Origin of the sequence: Methylobacterium fujisawaense, assembly GCF_014138435.1 — a bacterium.
GTDB lineage: Bacteria > Pseudomonadota > Alphaproteobacteria > Rhizobiales > Beijerinckiaceae > Methylobacterium > Methylobacterium fujisawaense.
Genome location: NZ_JACJIM010000002.1, coordinates 170,578 through 188,225, shown reverse-complemented (window position 1 = coordinate 188,225; position 17,648 = coordinate 170,578). Strand labels below are relative to the sequence as shown.

19 protein-coding genes are annotated in these 17,648 nt (G+C 69.0%); 10 read left to right on the top strand and 9 right to left on the bottom strand.

The genetic code is table 11. The features are described from left to right. Window positions 1–50 precede the first annotated feature (50 nt). Window positions 51–251: a hypothetical protein gene (locus GGQ91_RS05830; protein WP_043347054.1), complete on the top strand. Its 201-nt coding sequence runs from the start codon at window positions 51–53 to the stop codon at window positions 249–251. Window positions 252–254: 3 nt separating this feature from the next. Here GGQ91_RS05830 and GGQ91_RS05825 read toward each other — a convergent pair whose 3' ends face one another. From GGQ91_RS05825 to GGQ91_RS05795, 7 genes are read right to left on the bottom strand one after another with little or no spacing between them, the layout of a single operon-like run. Further along, window positions 255–1,211 (bottom strand): beta-propeller fold lactonase family protein, encoded by a 957-nt coding sequence (locus tag GGQ91_RS05825; protein ID WP_179696745.1) that lies wholly within the window; start codon window positions 1,209–1,211, stop codon window positions 255–257. Next, entirely contained in the window at window positions 1,208–1,741 is a 534-nt protein-coding gene (locus GGQ91_RS05820; RefSeq protein ID WP_043380734.1) for an SRPBCC family protein, read from the bottom strand. Before GGQ91_RS05820 ends, GGQ91_RS05825 begins: the two co-directional genes overlap by 4 nt. Before the next feature lie 21 nt (window positions 1,742–1,762). After that, window positions 1,763–2,353 carry a DUF447 domain-containing protein gene (locus tag GGQ91_RS05815; RefSeq protein WP_182591574.1) on the bottom strand — a complete coding sequence of 197 codons (591 nt, stop codon included), beginning with the start codon at window positions 2,351–2,353 and terminating at the stop codon, window positions 1,763–1,765. Window positions 2,354–2,357: 4 nt separating this feature from the next. Further along, window positions 2,358–3,920, bottom strand: a complete 1,563-nt coding sequence (locus tag GGQ91_RS05810; RefSeq protein WP_182591573.1) for a DUF6513 domain-containing protein — start codon at window positions 3,918–3,920, stop codon at window positions 2,358–2,360. Beyond that, a complete protein-coding gene (locus tag GGQ91_RS05805; protein ID WP_179696743.1) occupies window positions 3,917–4,492 on the bottom strand; it encodes an amino acid kinase family protein in 576 nt (191 codons plus the stop codon). Before GGQ91_RS05805 ends, GGQ91_RS05810 begins: the two co-directional genes overlap by 4 nt. Further along, window positions 4,489–5,190: a (5-formylfuran-3-yl)methyl phosphate synthase gene (locus GGQ91_RS05800; protein WP_182591572.1), complete on the bottom strand. Its 702-nt coding sequence runs from the start codon at window positions 5,188–5,190 to the stop codon at window positions 4,489–4,491. The genes GGQ91_RS05805 and GGQ91_RS05800 overlap by 4 nt, the downstream gene beginning before the upstream one ends. 27 nt (window positions 5,191–5,217) lie before the next feature. Next, window positions 5,218–5,745: a DUF3280 domain-containing protein gene (locus tag GGQ91_RS05795; RefSeq protein WP_043380837.1), complete on the bottom strand. Its 528-nt coding sequence runs from the start codon at window positions 5,743–5,745 to the stop codon at window positions 5,218–5,220. Between the two features lie 186 nt (window positions 5,746–5,931). Here GGQ91_RS05795 and GGQ91_RS05790 point away from each other — a divergent pair, with 186 nt between their 5' ends. The 9 genes from GGQ91_RS05790 (at window position 5,932) to GGQ91_RS05750 (ending at window position 14,724) form a co-directional block, all read left to right on the top strand. Beyond that, window positions 5,932–7,203 carry an ABC transporter substrate-binding protein gene (locus GGQ91_RS05790; RefSeq protein WP_075380358.1) on the top strand — a complete coding sequence of 424 codons (1,272 nt, stop codon included), beginning with the start codon at window positions 5,932–5,934 and terminating at the stop codon, window positions 7,201–7,203. Between the two features lie 121 nt (window positions 7,204–7,324). Beyond that, on the top strand, window positions 7,325–8,308 hold the full coding sequence (locus GGQ91_RS05785; protein WP_043348205.1) for a YVTN family beta-propeller repeat protein: 984 nt from the start codon (window positions 7,325–7,327) through the stop codon (window positions 8,306–8,308). Window positions 8,309–8,375: 67 nt separating this feature from the next. Then, window positions 8,376–8,810, top strand: a complete 435-nt coding sequence (locus GGQ91_RS05780) for a cupredoxin domain-containing protein (protein WP_078947281.1) — start codon at window positions 8,376–8,378, stop codon at window positions 8,808–8,810. Beyond that, window positions 8,810–9,052: a hypothetical protein gene (locus tag GGQ91_RS05775; protein WP_043348203.1), complete on the top strand. Its 243-nt coding sequence runs from the start codon at window positions 8,810–8,812 to the stop codon at window positions 9,050–9,052. Before GGQ91_RS05780 ends, GGQ91_RS05775 begins: the two co-directional genes overlap by 1 nt. Then, a complete protein-coding gene (locus GGQ91_RS05770; protein ID WP_043348201.1) occupies window positions 9,049–9,798 on the top strand; it encodes an ABC transporter ATP-binding protein in 750 nt (249 codons plus the stop codon). The genes GGQ91_RS05775 and GGQ91_RS05770 overlap by 4 nt, the downstream gene beginning before the upstream one ends. After that, a complete protein-coding gene (locus GGQ91_RS05765; protein WP_043348198.1) occupies window positions 9,795–10,688 on the top strand; it encodes an ABC transporter permease in 894 nt (297 codons plus the stop codon). Before GGQ91_RS05770 ends, GGQ91_RS05765 begins: the two co-directional genes overlap by 4 nt. A 13-nt stretch (window positions 10,689–10,701) precedes the next feature. Continuing rightward, the gene (locus GGQ91_RS05760; protein ID WP_043348195.1) at window positions 10,702–11,340 is read left to right on the top strand and encodes a hypothetical protein; all 639 of its coding nucleotides are present in this window, start codon (window positions 10,702–10,704) and stop codon (window positions 11,338–11,340) included. A 247-nt stretch (window positions 11,341–11,587) separates the two neighbouring features. Further along, a complete protein-coding gene (locus tag GGQ91_RS05755) occupies window positions 11,588–14,158 on the top strand; it encodes a TonB-dependent receptor (protein WP_182591571.1) in 2,571 nt (856 codons plus the stop codon). A gap of 212 nt (window positions 14,159–14,370) precedes the next feature. Further along, window positions 14,371–14,724 (top strand): hypothetical protein, encoded by a 354-nt coding sequence (locus GGQ91_RS05750; protein ID WP_078947280.1) that lies wholly within the window; start codon window positions 14,371–14,373, stop codon window positions 14,722–14,724. Window positions 14,725–14,766: 42 nt separating this feature from the next. On the opposite strand, the gene GGQ91_RS05745 is transcribed toward GGQ91_RS05750, so the two are convergent. Continuing rightward, window positions 14,767–16,284 carry an undecaprenyl-phosphate glucose phosphotransferase gene (locus tag GGQ91_RS05745; RefSeq protein WP_043348191.1) on the bottom strand — a complete coding sequence of 506 codons (1,518 nt, stop codon included), beginning with the start codon at window positions 16,282–16,284 and terminating at the stop codon, window positions 14,767–14,769. A 144-nt stretch (window positions 16,285–16,428) separates the two neighbouring features. Then, on the bottom strand, window positions 16,429–17,628 hold the full coding sequence (locus tag GGQ91_RS05740; protein ID WP_182591570.1) for a glycosyltransferase: 1,200 nt from the start codon (window positions 17,626–17,628) through the stop codon (window positions 16,429–16,431). Window positions 17,629–17,648 lie beyond the last annotated feature (20 nt).

The window sequence follows — 17,648 nt, the reverse complement described above, 5'->3', positions numbered from 1 at the left end:
CCTGGCGCGGGGCTTGCTAATCTCCTCCCGTTCGACACGGGAGCGCGATCATGCCCGAGTTCGTCGCCAGCCTGCTGGCCGCTGCAGCCTTCTGCCTGACATTGCTCGCGCTGAACGCGCTGACGCGGCTGCTGATCCAGGCGCATTTCGCGCCCTCGGATCTCGGCGAGACCGGCCTCCTGCAAATCGGCGGCGCGCTGGTGATGGCCCGGGCGGCCTACCGCCGGGCGCCGCACCGCCGCACGGGCTGAGCCTCAGCGCAGGAAGGCGCCGAACGAGCGCGGGCCGTTGCCGGTGGGGATGGTCGCCAGCACCTTGAGCGTCTTGGAATCGAGGACGCTCAGGGTGTTGTCGCCCCAATTGGCCACGTAGAGGCGGCCGTCCGAATCCGCGGCGATCCCTTCCGGATGATCGCCGACATCGACGTCGGCGATCGGCTTCAGCGTGGCGAGGTCGAACGCCGTGACGCTGCCGGCATATTGGTCGGTGACGAAGCCGCGCCCGCCGGCGAGGGCGATCACGTAAGGCCGGCGGCCGGTCGGCACGCGGCCGATCTCGCGCCCGGTCTTCAGGTCCAGAACCGAGACGTCGTCCCCGGTGACATTGGCCGTGTAGGCGCGCCCGGCCGCGGCATCGAGGGTGATGCCGAACGGATGCTGCCCCACGGGAATGACGGAGCTCTCCCGTCGGGTCGCTGTATCCACGACGGAGACCGTGTCGGCCTCGCGGTTGGCGACATAGAGCGTTCCGCCATCGGGGCTGACGGCGATTCCCGAGGGCGAGGCGCCGACCGCGATCTCGCCGTCCGGGACCAGCGTACCGTCGCGCTCGGTCAGCACGAACAGACGGTGCCCGTACCAGTCGGCCACGTAGACGGTGCCGCCCCGCGGGTCGGCCGCGACGCCGAGCGGCCCGCCGGGCAGCGGCACCTCGGCGAGGACGCGGCCGGCATCGAGATCGAGGATCGCGAGACCGTGCCCCTCCGGACGCGTGACGTAGGCGCGCCGGCGATCGGGCGACAGGGCGATCCCGGCCGGGGCCCCGTCGACGGGGATGCGGCGCACCACCGTCCGGGTGGCCAGATCGACGATCTCGATCGCGCCGCCGAGCTGCGCGGTGACGATGGCCTCCCGGGCCGGTTCGGCTCGGGAGGCGGTTGCGATGAGAACGAGGCCGGCGACGAGGGCCGCGCGGCCCCGAGACAGGCTCACGAGCCCTTCTCGACCTTGGCCTTCAGGTTGGCGAGGCTCGCCTTGATCCAGTCGCCGACGCCCTTCTCGGAAGCCTCGTCGTTCAGATCCGGCGGCGGATCGTTGTTCATGTAGCCGCGATAGAAGGCCGCCTTCCACTCGACCTTCGACTTGGCGTTGCCCTCGGGCTCGACCGTGATCGTCGCCGAGTAGTCGTTCGCCGGAAGATCCTTCACGTCGACCTTGTCGATGTAATAGGAGAACAGCTTGTCATCGGGCTTGTACTTGTTGCTGGTCTCCTGGATCTGATCGCCGTTCTTCAGGGTCAGGACACGCTTGAACTTGCCGGCCGGATCGCCGTTGAGCTCCGTCTTGGTGACGTTCTGCATCCAGTCGGAATTCTTCATATCGCCGAGCACGGCCCAGACCTTGTCGGCGGGGGCATTGATCTCGATCGACTCGGTGATCTTGCGCCGGGTTGGGCCGTGGGCCTGCGCGGTAGCCGCCACTAGGGCTGCCGTGGCCGCCAGGGCCAGGGTGATTTTCTTCATCTTGTCCTTCTCCTCCCGCCCTCAGCGGTCGTCGCGATCGAGAACGCGCGCCTCGGGGCCGAGCGCCGCCGCGACCTTGTCCTCGATCCAACCCCAGGCCTCGCGCTCGCGCGGCCCAGCGGTCTTGCCGATGGCGATGGCGAGGTAGGCCATCTCCGTCAACACCTTATCGGGCTCCAACATGTGGAGCCGGGTCGAAAGAATGGCGCCTTCGAGGACGGCGGCCTGCGCGCGGTTATAGCCGATGAACGGCGCGTGCGCGGCGCTGTGGACCATGCGGCCGCGGAAGCGCGGCCGCGTCTCGTGGGCCTCGACGGCGGCGACGGCGAACTCCGCGTGGCCGAAACTGTCGGCGAGGCGGCGGCCCTCGATCGCCGTGCAGGGCAGCGTCGGCCATTCGCGTCGGCCGGTCACCGCGCCGGCGATCACCCGGATGTCGCGGGGGCTCGAGGCCGCGAAGCAGGGGTTGGCCTCCAGATTGGCGATGGTCGGCGACGGCCGGAACGGCGCGAGGGCGTAGCCGTCATCCTCGCCGATCAGTCCGAACGGAACGAGGTGCAGTTCGCCCGCCGGGGACAGGGTCGTGACGATGGTCTCGAGGATCAGCGGCATGGCCTCACGCCTTGTCGGCGGGGACGAGGCGCCCGCAGACCAGCTTCGTCGGCGGGTCCTGCGGACGCTCGGGCGCGGCCTCGGCCCGCACCTGGGCTTCGGGAATGGTCTCGGGCGGCGTTGCGCCGGCCTCGGGCCCGACCAGCCGCGCATCGCGGGTCCCCGGTGGCGGCGCATCGGGTCCCGAATGCCGGGTATGGCCGGCCTTCTTGAAGGCGGTGGCATCTTCGATGTCGGCGTCGGCGGCGCAGCCCCAGTCGAGCGCCTCGTCCTGGACGTAGCGCTTGCCGAGCCGCCACGCCGTCTCCGCCTTGGCCAGTTCGGCGCCGAGATAGAAGGCGTGGGCGCCGTCGCTGGCCACATCGAGTTCGGGGAAGAAGGCCATCGCGTCGGTGCCGACCCTGTGGATGTCGCGATTGTAGAGGTGGATCCCGTCTTCGGCGGTCACGATCCGGTAATTCGGGTCGCGCACCTCCGCGGCGGCCTGGGCGATCTCGTCGGCCGTCTGCACGAACGGGCGCTTGTCGTGGAGGGCAAGCAGCGCCCGACCGTATCCCTTGGGCAGCGCGGAATCGGCCTTGGCCGCGTACATGACCCGTCGGGCGGCGTCGTGCTCCTCGACGGTGCGGCGGGTGTGGTTGGAGACCTGCACGATCAGCACATTGCCGATCGACAGTTCCGAGCACATGCCGACGAGCAGCGCGGTGACGCCGAGGGAATCGGCCTCGGTCAGCTCGGTGAGATTGCCGGTACCCATCATCATGTCGATCTCGGGCCAGCGGGCGCGGGTGTCGCGGTAGCGCGCGATCGAATCGACGAAGCCGTGATGGATCGGCTCCAGGATCGGATCGGCGAGGAAGGGGCGTCCCGCCTTCAGCATGCGCTCGATCGCGCGATCCAGGGAGGGCAGGTCGTCCGGCCGCAGGGGCACGAGGATCGGCACCGCGTCGGTCTCGAAGGCGAGATCGAGGGTCTCCTCATTCAGGCTCAGCAGGAAGTCGGCGCCGGCCCCGGCGCCCCGGACCAGCTCCTCGCGGGAGAAGGAATCGACGCTGACCTTCAGGCCTGCGCCCTTGAGGGCCTGGACGGACTCCTCGAGATGCGGAAACGGAGTGTCGGGCAAGCCGCCGAGATCGATGACGTCCGAGCCGCGCTGGGCGAGATCGAGGCCCTTGGCGACGATCTGCGCGACACTCATCTTCGACGCATCCACGATCTCCGAGAAGATCCGGAGGTCGTGCCGGGACAGATCGACCTTGCGCGCGGTCAGGCCGAGCCAGGCCGGCAGGTCGACCACCTCGTCGGGTCCCCGCTCCACGGGCACACCGAAATGGGCGGCGAGATGCTCCGGGTTGGCCCGGCACCGGCCCGGAAGGATGATCCGGGTGGCGCCCTCGGGGAGGACGATCCGTCGGCGGATGATCTCCTCGGTCATCAGCGCCGCGACCTTCACGCCGGCATCCGCGATGCTCCAGTGCAGATTCTCCGGCAGCCCCGCCGCGACCTTCTCGAGCCGCGCCCGGGCCAGACGGCCGGTGACGAAGACGATGTGCTCGGGGGTGCTCACGCGGCGGTCCTCGTCTCGACCGCAACGCGGCACTGCGGGCCCCAGATCTCGATCGCCCCCTCGAACTTGGCTGCGAAGCCCGGGAAGGCGCCATCCACGATCCCCTCCTGCGCCAGCGCGACGGGATCCTGGCCCTGCGGCACGTCGATGGATTTCACCAGGACGCAGCGCTCGGCCCGGATCCGCGTCGCGAGCCAGAGGGCGAGGCTGTCCGAGGTCACGTCCCAGGTTTCCGGAATGTCCGGATGGCCGCCGCGCAGGCCGCGCGGATTCCAAACCCGAATCCGGGCGGGCGCGGTCTCCGCCCAGGGCTCCAGGCTCTGCGCCAAACGCGGCTCGATCCCGCGGAAGATTCCGGCCGCGTCGCTCATGGCATCGAGGGCCCGGCGATGGGCCTCGGCATCGCCGAACCGCTCCCGTGCCTGCGCGGCCCGGACGGCGTCGGCGAAGGCGCCGCCGCCCGGGACCACGATGCAGCGCCCGTGTGCCCCGTCGCCGATCGCCGTCAGCAGGGCGCGGCGGCGATGCGGATCCGCTTCGAGGCTGCCGCCGATCTTGATGACGGTGGTCACGCCGCGTCCTGCCGGCTCGGCCGGAGGGCGCGCAGCGCCTCGGCCACGCGCAGGGGATCGATGCCGTTGCGGCGGTCGAAGTCCCGGCACAGGCCGCCGCGGAAGCCGAGATAATCCGGCCGGTATGCGCACAGAACCGGGATGTCGATCACCCGAAGCGACCCGGCGAGGCCACTCATCAGGCCGTGCACCCGGCAGGCGGCGGTGAAGGCCGAGAGATCCGCGGGAGCGGCGAGATCGGGCAGGCGGGCGCCGGTCTTCCCTGCGGTATCGACCATGGCGCCCGCGAAGCCGGCGGCTGCGAGTGCGGGCACATGCGGGGCCGTCGTGCCGTCCTCGGCGAACAGCACAGCGATCAGCCGCCCCGGTGCCGCCGCGACAAGGTCGACCAGGGCCGACGGATCCCGGAGCAGGGCTGGCGTGAGGCCCACCTTCACCCAGTCGACGCCGGTCCGCGCCAGGGCGGCCACGGATCGGACCGCGGGATCGGCCACCGCACTCGTCGCGGCACCGCCGGACACGCGGGCGACGATCTCCCGCACGATCCCGTCGTCCAGGGCGCCGAGCGCCCCGCGCTCCGGATCCTTGGCATCGATCAGGTCGGCACCCGCAAGGCGAGCGGCCTCGGCCTCAGCCGGATCGCGGACGCTGACGAGGAGCCGGGGCAGAGGATCTTGCTGGGTTGAAGACGTGGGCACGAAACACTCGGACTTGAACGGACCGTCTCAGGACTTCCCGGGCAGCGGCTCGGCGAGCAGGCGGTTCTTCACCACCCAGCGCATCGCGTGCGCCCAGGTATCGTCGGTGTCGGCGCGGATCGTCACCTGGCCGCCGCGCACCGCCTTGCCGGTATCGGCCTCGGCGATCGTGACGCTCAGGTTGAAGATCTGACCGGACCCCTTCTCCACATAACCGGTCACGACGAGGTCCGCACCCAGGCTCTTGGCGATGTCCGCCGCGCAGCCGTTGCATTTGTAGAGCGGCCCCTCCTTGGCGACGACGTCGGCCTTGGATGCGGTATCGACGATCTCCAGCCCGGCCCTGTCACGGAGGGCGTTGCGCAATTCGTCCGTGACGAGGGTGAGTTTTCGCGCATCGACCGGCCGCGTCCGGGTTCCGTAGGAGGCGCCGGGATCGAAGAGTTCGACCGGAAACACGGCCGCCTTCTCGGCGGCGCTGGCCGCGCCGGGCAGGGCGGCCGAGAGCGCCACGAAACTGCAGGCAATCGCGGCGCGGAGAGACGTCAGGCGCATCGGCGGGAGCTTCCTCTCGAGGCGTTCGGCCGCCCGTATCGGCGGCGTCGTTCCCGCCATAGGTCGGGCGAAGGGACAATTTGGCAATGTACTTCCGCGTCCACCTATCCCACGACGGCAACGTGAACGTCGGGACGACACGCCGCGGTTGAGCGGCCAGAGCGGAAGCTGATAGAGGCCGCCTACATGCATCATCCTGCACCCGACACCGTCTTCCGGCCTCCGACGCGCCCAGCTTGGCTGCGCGCTGCCCTCGTCGCGCTGGCCCTGGCTCCGCCGTCGGCATGGGCCGAGGACCAAGCCCCGGCTGCGGCGGCGCAACCGGCCCAGCACGCGGCCCCGCAGGGGATCGAGACCCATATCGGCCTGATCTACCGGCCGCAGCCTGCGCCGTCCTCCTACGATGCCGAGGCGGCGCCCGAGGACGAGGGCCTGGCCGGCGCCAAGATGGGCATCGCCGACAACAACACCACCGGCCGTTTCACCAAGCAGTCCTACGTCCTCGACGAGGTGGCGCTGACGGACGACAAGCCGGACGCCGTGGCGGCCGCCAAGACGCTGATCGGCAACGGCGTCCGCTACCTCGTCCTGGCGCTCCCCGCAGATTCCGTCCTGGCGGTCGCGGACGCGGTCAAGGACACGGGGGCCGTCATCCTCAACGCGGGGGCTGCCGACGACCGTCTGCGCGGCACCGATTGCCGCGCCAACGTGTTCCACATCCTGCCGTCCCGGGCGATGCTGACCGATGCCCTGGCGCAGTACCTGACCGTGATGCGCTGGCGGAAGCTCTTCCTGATCGTCGGCCCGACCGAGGCCGACAAGGCCTACGCCGACGCGATGCGCAATTCGGCGCGGAAATTCGCGCTGAAGATCACCGCCGAGAAGCCCTGGACCTTCGGCCCGCTCGCCAAGGCGCGCGGCGACACGCCGACCCGGGCCGAGGCGATGGTCTTCACCCGGGGCCTCGACTACGACATGGCCGTCGTGGCGGATGAGGAGGGCGACTGGGGCGACTACGTTCCCTACCGCACCGTCGATCCGCGGCCCGTCGGCGGAACGCAGGCGCTGACGCCCACGACGTGGTCGCCGGTCCTGGAGACCTGGGGCGCCGCGCAGGCCCAGAACCGCTTCCGCCGGCTCGCATCGCGGCTGATGCGCCCGCTGGATTACCAAGCCTGGGCGGCGGTGCGGACAGTCGGCGAAGCCGTCACGGCGAAGAAGACCAACGATCCGGCCGTGATCGCCCCGTACCTCGTCGATCCCGCCTTCACCCTTCCGGCCTACAAGGGCGTGCCGCTGAGTTTCCGGCCTTGGGACCATCAGTTGCGCCAAGCGATCATCGTCGTGCAGCCCAAGGCGTTGGTCTCCGTCGCGCCCGAGCAGGGCTTCCTGCACCAGCGCACGCCCCTCGACACGCTGGGCGTCGACCTCCCGGAGACCACCTGCAAATTCAAGTAGGCCCGCGGCCTGCGGCGATGGAGAGCGGCCAAGGCCCTCGCAACGCGCGGGAATCGCACTACAAACCACTGGAGAGAACGTCCGCCGAGGACGCCGGGAAGCCGCAAGGGAAGGAATTGGGATGAGCCGCCCCGTCGAGGCATGTCTGAGTGGGATCGCCCTTGGGGCGTGGTTCGCCCTGTGCGGTCCGGCCGCCGCCTTCACCGCCTACGTCACGAACGAGAAGGGCAACTCGGTCAGCGTCATCGACACCAACACCATGGCGGTGACGGCGACCTGGAAGGTGGGGCGGCGCCCGCGCGGCGTGACCGTCTCCAAGGACGGCAAGGAGGTGTACGTCTGCGCCAGCGACGACGACCGGATCGACGTGCTCGATACGAGTTCCGGCAAGGTGGTGCGCTCGCTGCGCTCCGGGCCGGATCCGGAGCAGTTCATCCTCGATGCCTCCGGCAACCCGCTCTACGTCGCCAACGAGGACGACAGCCAGGTCACGATCATCGACATCGAGAAGAACAAGGTGCTTGCCGAGGTGCCGGTGGGTGTCGAGCCGGAGGGGATGGGCCTGTCGCCGGACGGCAAGGTCCTGGTCAACACCTCCGAAACCACCAACATGGCCCACTTCATCGACACGAAGACCTTCCAGGTCATCGACAACGTGCTGGTCGATGCCCGGCCGCGCTTCGCCGAGTTCACCGCCGACGGCAAGTACCTGTGGGTCTCGGCTGAGGTCGGCGGCACGGTGAGCGTCATCGACGTGGCGCAGCGCCGGGTGATCAAGAAGATCACCTTCAAGATCCCGAGCGTGAACGACGAGGCGATCCAGCCGGTGGGCATCCGGATCACCAAGGACGGCAGCAAGGCCTTCGTCGCCCTGGGTCCGGCCAACCGCGTCGCGGTGATCGATGCCAAGACCTACGAGGTCGAGAAGTATCTGCCGGTCGGCCAGCGCGTCTGGCAACTGGCCTTCACGCCGGACCAGAAGATGCTGTTCACCACGAACGGCACCTCGAACGACGTCTCGGTGATCGACGTGGCCGCCGAGAAGGTGGTGAAGAGCATCCCGGTCGGGCTCCTGCCCTGGGGCGTGGCGATCTCGCCGAACTGATCCGCGCGACCTCCGGGCGCCAAGCGAGGACGGCCGCGCGCGAAGCGGCCCTAGGGTGGAACACGACATGACGCGCATGTTTCGAACGGCGGCCCTCGGCCTGGCAGGGCTGCTCGCCGCAGCCCCGGCGAGTGCCCTCGACCTGACCAAGAAGCGGGAGAACCTGCCCGACCTCGTCCTGGGCGACGATCAGGGCAACGACTTCGTGGTCGAGAACAAGGACATCACCCTCGAATCCGGCAAGGCCTACCGGCTGCGGATCGTCGCCAAGGGGCGCCAGGAATACAAGTTCTACGCGCCGGAGTTCTTCCGCTACATCTGGTTCAACCAGATCGTGATCGAGCACAAGGAGATCCACGGCGGCGGACCGCCCGATCACCTGGAGTTCGACGATCCCGGCGAGATCGCCATCGAGTTCGTGGCGATCAAGCCCGGCACCTACACCTGGGCGGCGCGGGGCCTGGAATCCAAGGGCATGACCGGCACGCTGACGGTGAAGTGATGCGCATCCTCCTGCTCTCCGCCTGCCTCCTCGCTGCCGGTCCGGCTTTCGCGGCCGACGATGCCTCCGCCTGTGCCGAAGGCATCACGATGATCCGCGACGCCCTCGCGCTGAATCCGCCGGAGGCGGCCGTGCCGAAGCTCAAGAAGGCCCTGCGGGTGGCCGAGCGGGAGCGGAAGGAGGGCGAGTTCGACGAGTGCCTCGACGCCGTGTCCGACGCCCGGAAGGTCCTGGGCCGATGAGCACATCCGAGGCGGCGGCCCTCCTGATCGAGCATGTCGGCCACCGGTTCGGCGCCCGCGCCGCGCTGGACGACGTCTCGATCACGGTGGAGCGCGGGCACTTTGCCGCGCTGCTGGGGCCGAATGGCGCCGGCAAGACGACGCTGTTCTCGGTCATCACCCGGCTCTACAACAACCAGACGGGGAGGGTCTCGATCTTCGGCCACGCCCTCGATCGCGAGCCGTCCCGGGCGCTGGCGCGACTCGGCGTCGTGTTCCAGGCCCGCACCCTCGACACCGATCTCACCGTCGAGCAGAATCTTCTCTACCATGCGAGCCTGCACGGCATCACCCGCACCGCCGCCAAGGTCCGGGTCGGCGAACTCCTCGACCGCGTCGGTCTGGCGGACCGGCGCCACGACAAGGTGCGCACGCTCTCGGGCGGCCAGTCGCGCCGCATCGAGATCGCCCGCTCGCTGATCCACCGCCCGGACCTGCTGCTCCTCGACGAGCCCACCGTCGGACTCGACCTCGAGTCGCGGGCCGACATCGTGGCGATCGTCCGCGCCCTGGTGCGGGAGGAGGGATTGTCGGTGCTCTGGGCAACCCACATCTTCGAGGAGATCGCGGACGACGACGATGCGGTGGTCCTGCACCGGGGCCGGATCGTCGCCCGGGGACGGGCCGGCGAGATCGGCATGCCCGGCGAGGCGCTCGCCGACGCGTTCCGCCGCCTCGTGGCCGAACCGGGGAGGGCGGCGGCATGACCCATCCGACACCCCTCGCCACACGGATCGGCGCCGCCCCGCCGCGGAGCCAGACAGAACGGATCGGTCGCCTCGACGCGGTGGGCTACCTGATCTGCCTCGGCGGCATCGTCCGCCGCGAATTGCTGCGCTTCTTCAACCAGAAGGAGCGGTTCTTCTCGGCGCTGGTCCGGCCGCTGGTCTGGCTGTTCATTTTCGCGGCGGGTTTCCGCAACACGCTCGGCGTGTCCATCGAGCCGCCCTACCAGACCTACGTGCTCTACGAGGTCTACGTGGTGCCGGGCCTCGCCGTGATGATCCAGCTGTTCAACGGCATGCAGTCGTCCCTGTCGATGGTCTACGACCGCGAAGTCGGCTCGATGAAGGTGCTGCTGACTTCGCCCTATCCGCGCTGGCTGCTGCTCCTCGCCAAGCTGATCGCCGGCGTCGCCGTCTCGATCGTGCAGGCCTACGCGTTCCTCGCCGTGGCCTATTTCTGGGAAAGCGACATCCCGGTGCTCGGCTACCTCACGGCGCTCCCGGCCTTCCTGGCCACCGGGCTCATGCTCGGGGCGATCGGGCTGTTCCTGTCCTCGCTGGTCCGCCAGCTCGAGAACTTCGCCAGCGTGATGAACTTCGTGATCTTCCCGATGTTCTTCGCTTCCTCGGCCCTCTATCCCCTGTGGCGGATTCGGGAATCCTCGGAGACCCTGTACTGGATCTGTGAGCTGAACCCGTTCAGCCACGCGGTCCAGCTCGTCCGATACGCCCTCTACGTCCAGTTCGAGCCGGTCGCCTGCGCCGTGGTGGTGGGCGTGGGGCTCGCCTTTTTCGGCATGGCGGTGGTCGCCTACGATCCCGGTCGCGGCATCATGGCCCGGCGCGGCGGCCCGGCCGGCGACAACACCTGATGGAGCCTGCCCGATGAACGTCCTCCTCACCCGCATCCTCGGCCCGGTGCTGGGGCTGGCCTTTCTCTCCGGCCCCGCCCTGGCTCAGCCGAAGCCGGACCCGAATTGGCCCTGCGTCCAGCGCAAGGTCGCCACCCTGAGCGCCGGCCAGTTCTGGACCGGACCGGACGTCGCGGCGGCCGGCGATTGGGGCAGCGACAACGATGCGGCGGTCCTGGCGCAGAAAATCGCCTCCCGGCGCACGGACCTGTCGCAAGTCGGGCCGCTCCTCGATACGTTCGTGGAGAAATTCGGGTCCGACAAGGACGCGAAGGACAAGGCCCTGACGCGCGTCTTCGCGGGCGTGTTCGAGGTGCTGAACGGCGAGCGGGACAAGGTGGTCAGCGGCATCGCGCGCTACGCGCAGGGGCAGCGCCGGATGGCCGAGCGGATCCGCGACGAGGCCGACAAGATCAGCCAGGTGAAGGACGCGCCGAGCGCCTCGGACGCCACCGAGCTTCCCAAGGACCAGTCCGAGCTGGAGACGAAGTTCGCCTGGGATCGCCGGATCTTCCAGGAGCGAAGCCAGTCACTGACCTATGTCTGCGAGGTTCCGCAGCTGCTGGAGCAGCGGCTCGGCGAGCTCGCCCGCCTGATCCAGGCGCGACTGTGACAGCGTTCGGCCTCCTCTTGCCGATTCATCCCGGACATATTGCCGAAACGTCCCTAAGCCTCTGAGATCGTTATCGAAACTGTTGCCGTTTCACCACGTCGTGACGGCTTAGCTTGGCTCCAACCGGAAATAGAGCCGAAACGCGGCTCGCGTGTTCTTGAACCAATTGTGTGCGTCCCCGGCACCCGCCAAGAGAGACCCAAGCTCGGAAGTCACGAGCATGTGTTCGGTCTTGAGGGGGTTGGGGATGTCACTTCGGGCGCTTCGGAGCAGCCTGGTCGCGTCAGCATCGGTCCTGGCGGGGACGGTTCTCCCCACCGCCGTGCAGGCTCAGCAATCGGTGACGCTCGGCGAGATCAGCGTCGTCTCGACGTCGCCGGTCGGGTCCGGCGGCGGCAATTCGAGCCAGGCGCAGATCTTCAACGGGCCCGGCCCGGTGCCGCCGGCGGGTTCGGTGGGACCGAGCACCGGAACGCGGCTGCGCGGCTCCGAGCAGCCGCTCTACAAGATCCCCAGCACCGTCGAGTCGGTCACCGCCAGCGATCTCACCATCGATCGCGCCAGCAACAACCTGACCACGACGCTGGCCCGGCGCACCCCTGGCATCAACGTCTCCGACTCGCAGGGCAACAACAACCGCGTCGACATCACCTATCGCGGCTTCACGGCCTCGCCGGTCCAGGGCGTGCCGCAGGGGCTCGCCGTCTACCAGAACGGCGTGCGTATCAACGAAGCCTTCGGCGACATCGTCAATTTCGACCTGATCCCCCCGCAGGCGATCCAGCGGATCGACGTCGTCACCGGCAACCCGGTCTTCGGCCTCAACGCGCTGGGCGGCGCGGTCAACATCCAGATGAAGAACGGCTTCACCTGGCAGGGGACCGAGATCTCGGCCTGGGGCGGCTCGGACGCGCGCACCGCCGGCTACCTCGAATACGGCAAGGTCTCCGGCCCCTGGAGCGTCTACTTCACCGGCGACGGCCTGAACGACCGCGGCTGGCGCTACGAGAGCCCGAGCACGATCGGCCGGATCTACGGCGACATCGGCTACCGCTCCCAGGATTCGGAGTTCCACCTGATCGGGCTCGCCGCCCGCAGCTTCTACGGCGCCGCCGCCGCGACCCCGGTGGACTTCACCCACCGCGACCCGCGGGCGATCTTCACCTACCCGCAGACCACCACCACCGAGGTCGGCACCCTCCAGCTGACCGGCCGGGTGGACATCTCGCCGACCTGGGATCTCGCCGGCAACGCCTATTTCCGCCGCTTCAGCCAGACCTACGTCGACGGCAACGACGGCAACTTCGAGAATTGCAGTACACGGTCGAGCTTCCGCGGGAATCTCTGCTTCGAGGATGACGGCTTCAGCCCGGCTGCCGGCCAGTCGCAGAACGCCTTCCGCAACCAGTTCCTGATCCTGGGCCAGCAGAACCAGCGGATCCCGTTCCGGGCGGGCATCCCGTACGGCACGCTGGACACGACCCGGACGGAAGCCACCGGCTTCGGCGGCTCGCTGCAGGCGGCCAACCGCGACCGGATCTTCGGCCTGTCCAACACGTTCGTGGTCGGCGGCAGCATCGACGCGGCCAACTACTCGTTCAAGTCGTCCAGCACCCTGGGCGTGATCAACCCGAACCTGTCGATCACCACCGATCCGAGCAACCCGTTCTACGGCAACATCCCGGGCCTCGGCACGCCGCAGCTGCGGACCGCGGGCGCGCTGGGCATCGCGCCGAGCTCGGTCAACGGCTCCAACCTCTATATGGGCCTCTACACCCTCGACACGCTCGACGTGACCGACCGGCTGTCGCTGACCGCCGGTGCTCGGCTCAACTTCGCGCGCATCCAGAGCGAGGATCTGACCGGCTTCTCGCCGGACGTGACCGGCACGCACTACTTCAACAAGATCAACCCGGTCGCCGGCCTGACCTACCGGTTCTTCGACGCGCTGAACCTCTACGGCAGCTACTCGGAGTCGAACCGCGCCCCGACCCCGCTGGAACTGGCCTGCGCCAACCCGGACCGGCCGTGCCTGCTGCCGAACTCGCTGGTGGCCGACCCGCCGCTCAAGCAGGTCACCGGGCGGACCTACGAGGTCGGCTTCCGCGGCCAGCTGCCGAACACCTATGACGGCGGCATCATCACCTACAAGATCGGCGCCTTCCGCACCGACCTCGCCAACGACATCCTGTCGCTGGCCACCCCCGGCAACACCGCCCGCGCCTATTTCGTCAACGTGCCGTCGACGCAGCGGCAGGGCATCGAGGTCGGCGGCGAGTACACGGCGGATTACCTGCGGGTCTACGCCAACTACGCGCTGGTGGACGCGACCTTCCAGTTCAACGGCACCCTGTCGTCGCCCAACAACCCGCTGGCGGATGACGGCGCGATCCAGGTCCGCAAGGGCAACATCGTGCCGCTGGTGCCGACCCATCAGATCAAGGCCGGGTTCGACTATTTCGTCACGCCCAACTGGCAGTTCGGCCTCTACCTCCAGGCCTTCTCCTCGTCCTACTTCCGCGGCGACGAGTCGAACCTGAACCGGAAGCTGCCGCCCTACTACGTGCTGAACTTCCAGACGAAGTATCAGGTGACGAAGAACCTCGAGGTCTTCGGCCTGATCACCAACCTGACCAACAACCGCTACGCCACGTTCGGCACCTTTGCCGAGCCGGGCGCGGTGGCCGGCAACCTGCGGATCAGCGATCCGCGGACCACGACCCTGGCGCAGCCGTTCTCGGTCTACGCCGGCATCCGCTACGCCTTCGGTGCCGACCCCGTGCCGATGTCGCCGGAGCCGATTATCCGGAAGTACTGATCCGTCCCAGGTGTCCAGAAGCGGGCGCCTCCCGCGGCCGACCGGCCGCGCGGGGCGCCCGTCGCGTTTCGCGGCCCTGCATGCGGCCTCCTGTCTCGGGAACGGGCCCGTCTGCCCGGCGTCTCCCCGGTAGCCGTGCCGGCGCGTCACAATCCGCTCAAGAGCGGGATGTCAGCGCCGGCCGCAATCCGACACCGTGGAGTTCCATCCTGATGATCATGCGTTTCGCCGTTGCAGCCCTGGCCCTGGCGGCCGCCACGCCGGCCCTGGCGACCCCGTGCGCCGACGAGGTCTCTACGCTGCAGAGGCGGCTCGACAGCGCCGGCGCCGTCGCAGTGACGGGCAAGACGCCGCCCGGCGGCCCAACCTCGTCCAACTCGCCCAAGGCGCTCGACACGCCGCCGAAGCTCACCGAGTCGGATGCCGCGGTGAAGCCCACGGCTGCGGGTGTCGAGGAGGCCAAGAAGCTCGTCGCGCAGGCGAGCCAGCAGGACAAGGCCGGGGACGCTCAGGGCTGCCGCGACACGATCATGAAGGCCAAGGAGAAGGCGGGCGCCCTGCCGTAGCGACACCCATGGCCGGCACCGCTCGGGTGCCGGCCCCTCCGCTCAGTAGGCGTTCTCGGTTTTGAACAGCGCGAAGGGCGTGGTGAGCAGGATCTGCAGGTCGAGCAGAACCGACCAGTTCTCAATGTAGTAGAGGTCGTGCTCGACGCGCCGCTGCAGCTTCTCGGACGTATCGGTCTCGCCGCGCCAACCGTTGACCTGGGCCCAGCCGGTGATGCCGGGCTTGACCTTGTGGCGGGCGAAGTACCCGTCGACCACCTGATCGTACAGGGTGTTGGCGGCCTTCGCCTGAAGGGCATGCGGGCGTGGGCCGACGAGCGACAGGTCGCCCTTCAGCACGTTGAACAGCTGCGGCAACTCATCGAGCGAGGTCTTGCGGATGAAGCGGCCGACCGGCGTCACGCGCGGATCGCCCCGCGTGACCATCCTGGCGGCGCCGGCGTCGCACTGATCCACGTACATCGAACGGAACTTGTAGACCTCGATCAGCTCATTGTTGAAGCCGTGGCGCTTCTGCCGGAACAGGACCGGCCCGCGGGAGGTCAGGCGCACGGCGAGGGCGATCACCAGCATGAGCGGCGACAGCGCCAGAAGCATCATCAGACCGACGCACCGATCGAACACCGCCTTCACCACCACGTCCCAATCGGCGATCGGCCTGTCGAAGACGTCGAGCACCGGAACCGAGCCCAGATACGAGTAGCTGCGAGGACGCAGGCGCAGCTTGGCGGCGTGGGCCGAGAGCCGGATATCGATCGGCAGAACCCAGAGCTTGGCGAGCATCTGGAGGATGCGCGCCTCCGCGGTGATCGGGATCGTGAAGACGATCAGGTCGAGCCGGGCGTGCCGCGCATAGGCCACGAGGTCGTCGACATTGCCGAGCTTCGGATGCCCCGCCACCACGTCCGACGACCGATCGGCGTTCCGGTCGTCGAACACGCCGACGATGCGGATGCCGCTCTCGCTCTGTGTCTCCAGGGCGGCGATCAGGGCTTCCGCGGGCTGGCCGCCGCCCACGATGGCGGTGCGCCGGTCGAACCGTCCGGCCCGGGTCTGGGCGTCGATGATCCGGAAGAGGACGAAGCGCCCGACCAGCAGCATCGCGAGTCCGGCGCCGAAGAAGGTTCCCAGCCAGAGGCGCGAGTAATGGTCGGCCACTTTGGCCAGCACGAGGCCGGTGGCGACCATCAGAAAGGTCAGCGACCACGCCACGATCAGCCGGATCGCCGTCCTGAAGAAGCTCCGGAAGGCGGCGATCCGATAGCCGCCGGACGCCTGAATCAGCGTCACGGTGGTCACGGCGATCATCCCGATGGCGCCCGCATAGGTCAGACCGAACGGCACGCGACCGCGCAGCATCAGCACGTGCAGGAGCGTGCCGAGGCCGAAGATCAAGGCGCATTCCAGCGCGCGCACCAGCCCGGCCACGACGACGGGCGAGATCGCCGTGGGACCGGGAACCGCAGCCTCGGCGAGGGGGACGCTGTCACGAGCCGGCGCCGAAGAGGCCTCCATCGGCACGGCGGCGTCGAGAAGATCGCGAATATCGAACGCGCTCATCGATCGGCTCCCCCCGAGCCCTGCAGCCGCCACTTCGAACGGAGCTTGGCACGGGGCATTGATTGAAGACTTAAGGGCGAGGGTGTCGCGGCTTTTTCCACTGCGACGCACAAGCCCCGGCGCATCACGTCCCTGCGACCGAGTTCAGGCGGTCCGGGCTCCAGCGATCTCACCGGGGGCAGGCTTGCGGCTTTGCGCGCGGGCCTCGAAGGCCGCGGCGTAGCCGGAGATCACCTCGCTGCCCATGCGCTCCAGCGAGAAGCGCTGCCGGATCGATGCGCTGAGGCTCTGCGTCCGGGCGGCGAGCACATCGGGAGGGGCGTCGAGGACGCGCCGGATGCCGTCTGCGAGCGCGCCCGCATCCCCGGACGAGACCAGATCGGATGCGGCCGGACCGAAGATCTCCGGTATGCCGCCGACTCGGGTGGCGACCAGGGGCTGCGCCGCCGCCGCGGCTTCCAGCACGACGTAGGGCAGCGACTCCGCCAGCGACGGGACGACCAGGATCCGTCCGCGGGCGAGGACGGAGCGAATCGCCTGGGGCGGCTCGAACGCCACCGCGTCGGCGAGACCGAGGCGTGCCACGGTCTCGCGGAGGCTCTGGGCATCCGGGCCCGAACCGACCATCAGCAGGCGCAGCGCCCGGCCCTCGGCGCGGAGCCGGACCAGGGCTTCGAGCAGATAGGGCAGACCCTTGGCCTCCCGCAGCTCGCCGACATAGAGTAGGTCGAAGGGCTCCGCGACGCGGTCCAGGGGCGCGAACTCGGCCTCGGCGATACCGTTGTGCACGATCCGCGTCACACGCTCGGGACCGCCGACGAAGCGCCGGTGCCGGCCGGCGACGTACTCGCTCTCGAACAGGAACGCGTCGGTGCGGCGGGCCAGCATCGCCTCGGCCCCCATGTAGAGACGGTGGAGTCCAGTGCCCGGACGGTAATTGTAGCTGCCGCCATGCGGGGTGTACGCGCGGATCGCCGGGCCCGCCCCGGCAAGGCGTGCATAGACACCGCCTTTGGCGCCGTGACCGTGAAGCACCTCCGCGCCGACCGTGGCAGCCCGTTGCGCGACGTTCCGGAGGCAGGACCAGTCCGACGGATGCGGATTGCGGCGCATGGGGATGCGGAGGAGGCCGAGATCCAGGATCGGCAGCAGATCCGCCAGGGCTCCCGCGGCGCGCTCGCCGCCGGTGGTGGCGTCGCAGACGATCCCGACCTGATGGCCCGCGGCGGCCTGCAGGCGGGCGAGATCCATCACGTGCCGGAACAGGCCGCCTACGGGCGCCCGGAACACGTGAAGGATCCGGTAACGCTCAGCACTGCCAGAGGCGTTCGACTTCGGGACCACGGTTCAGCTCCCGGGAATAT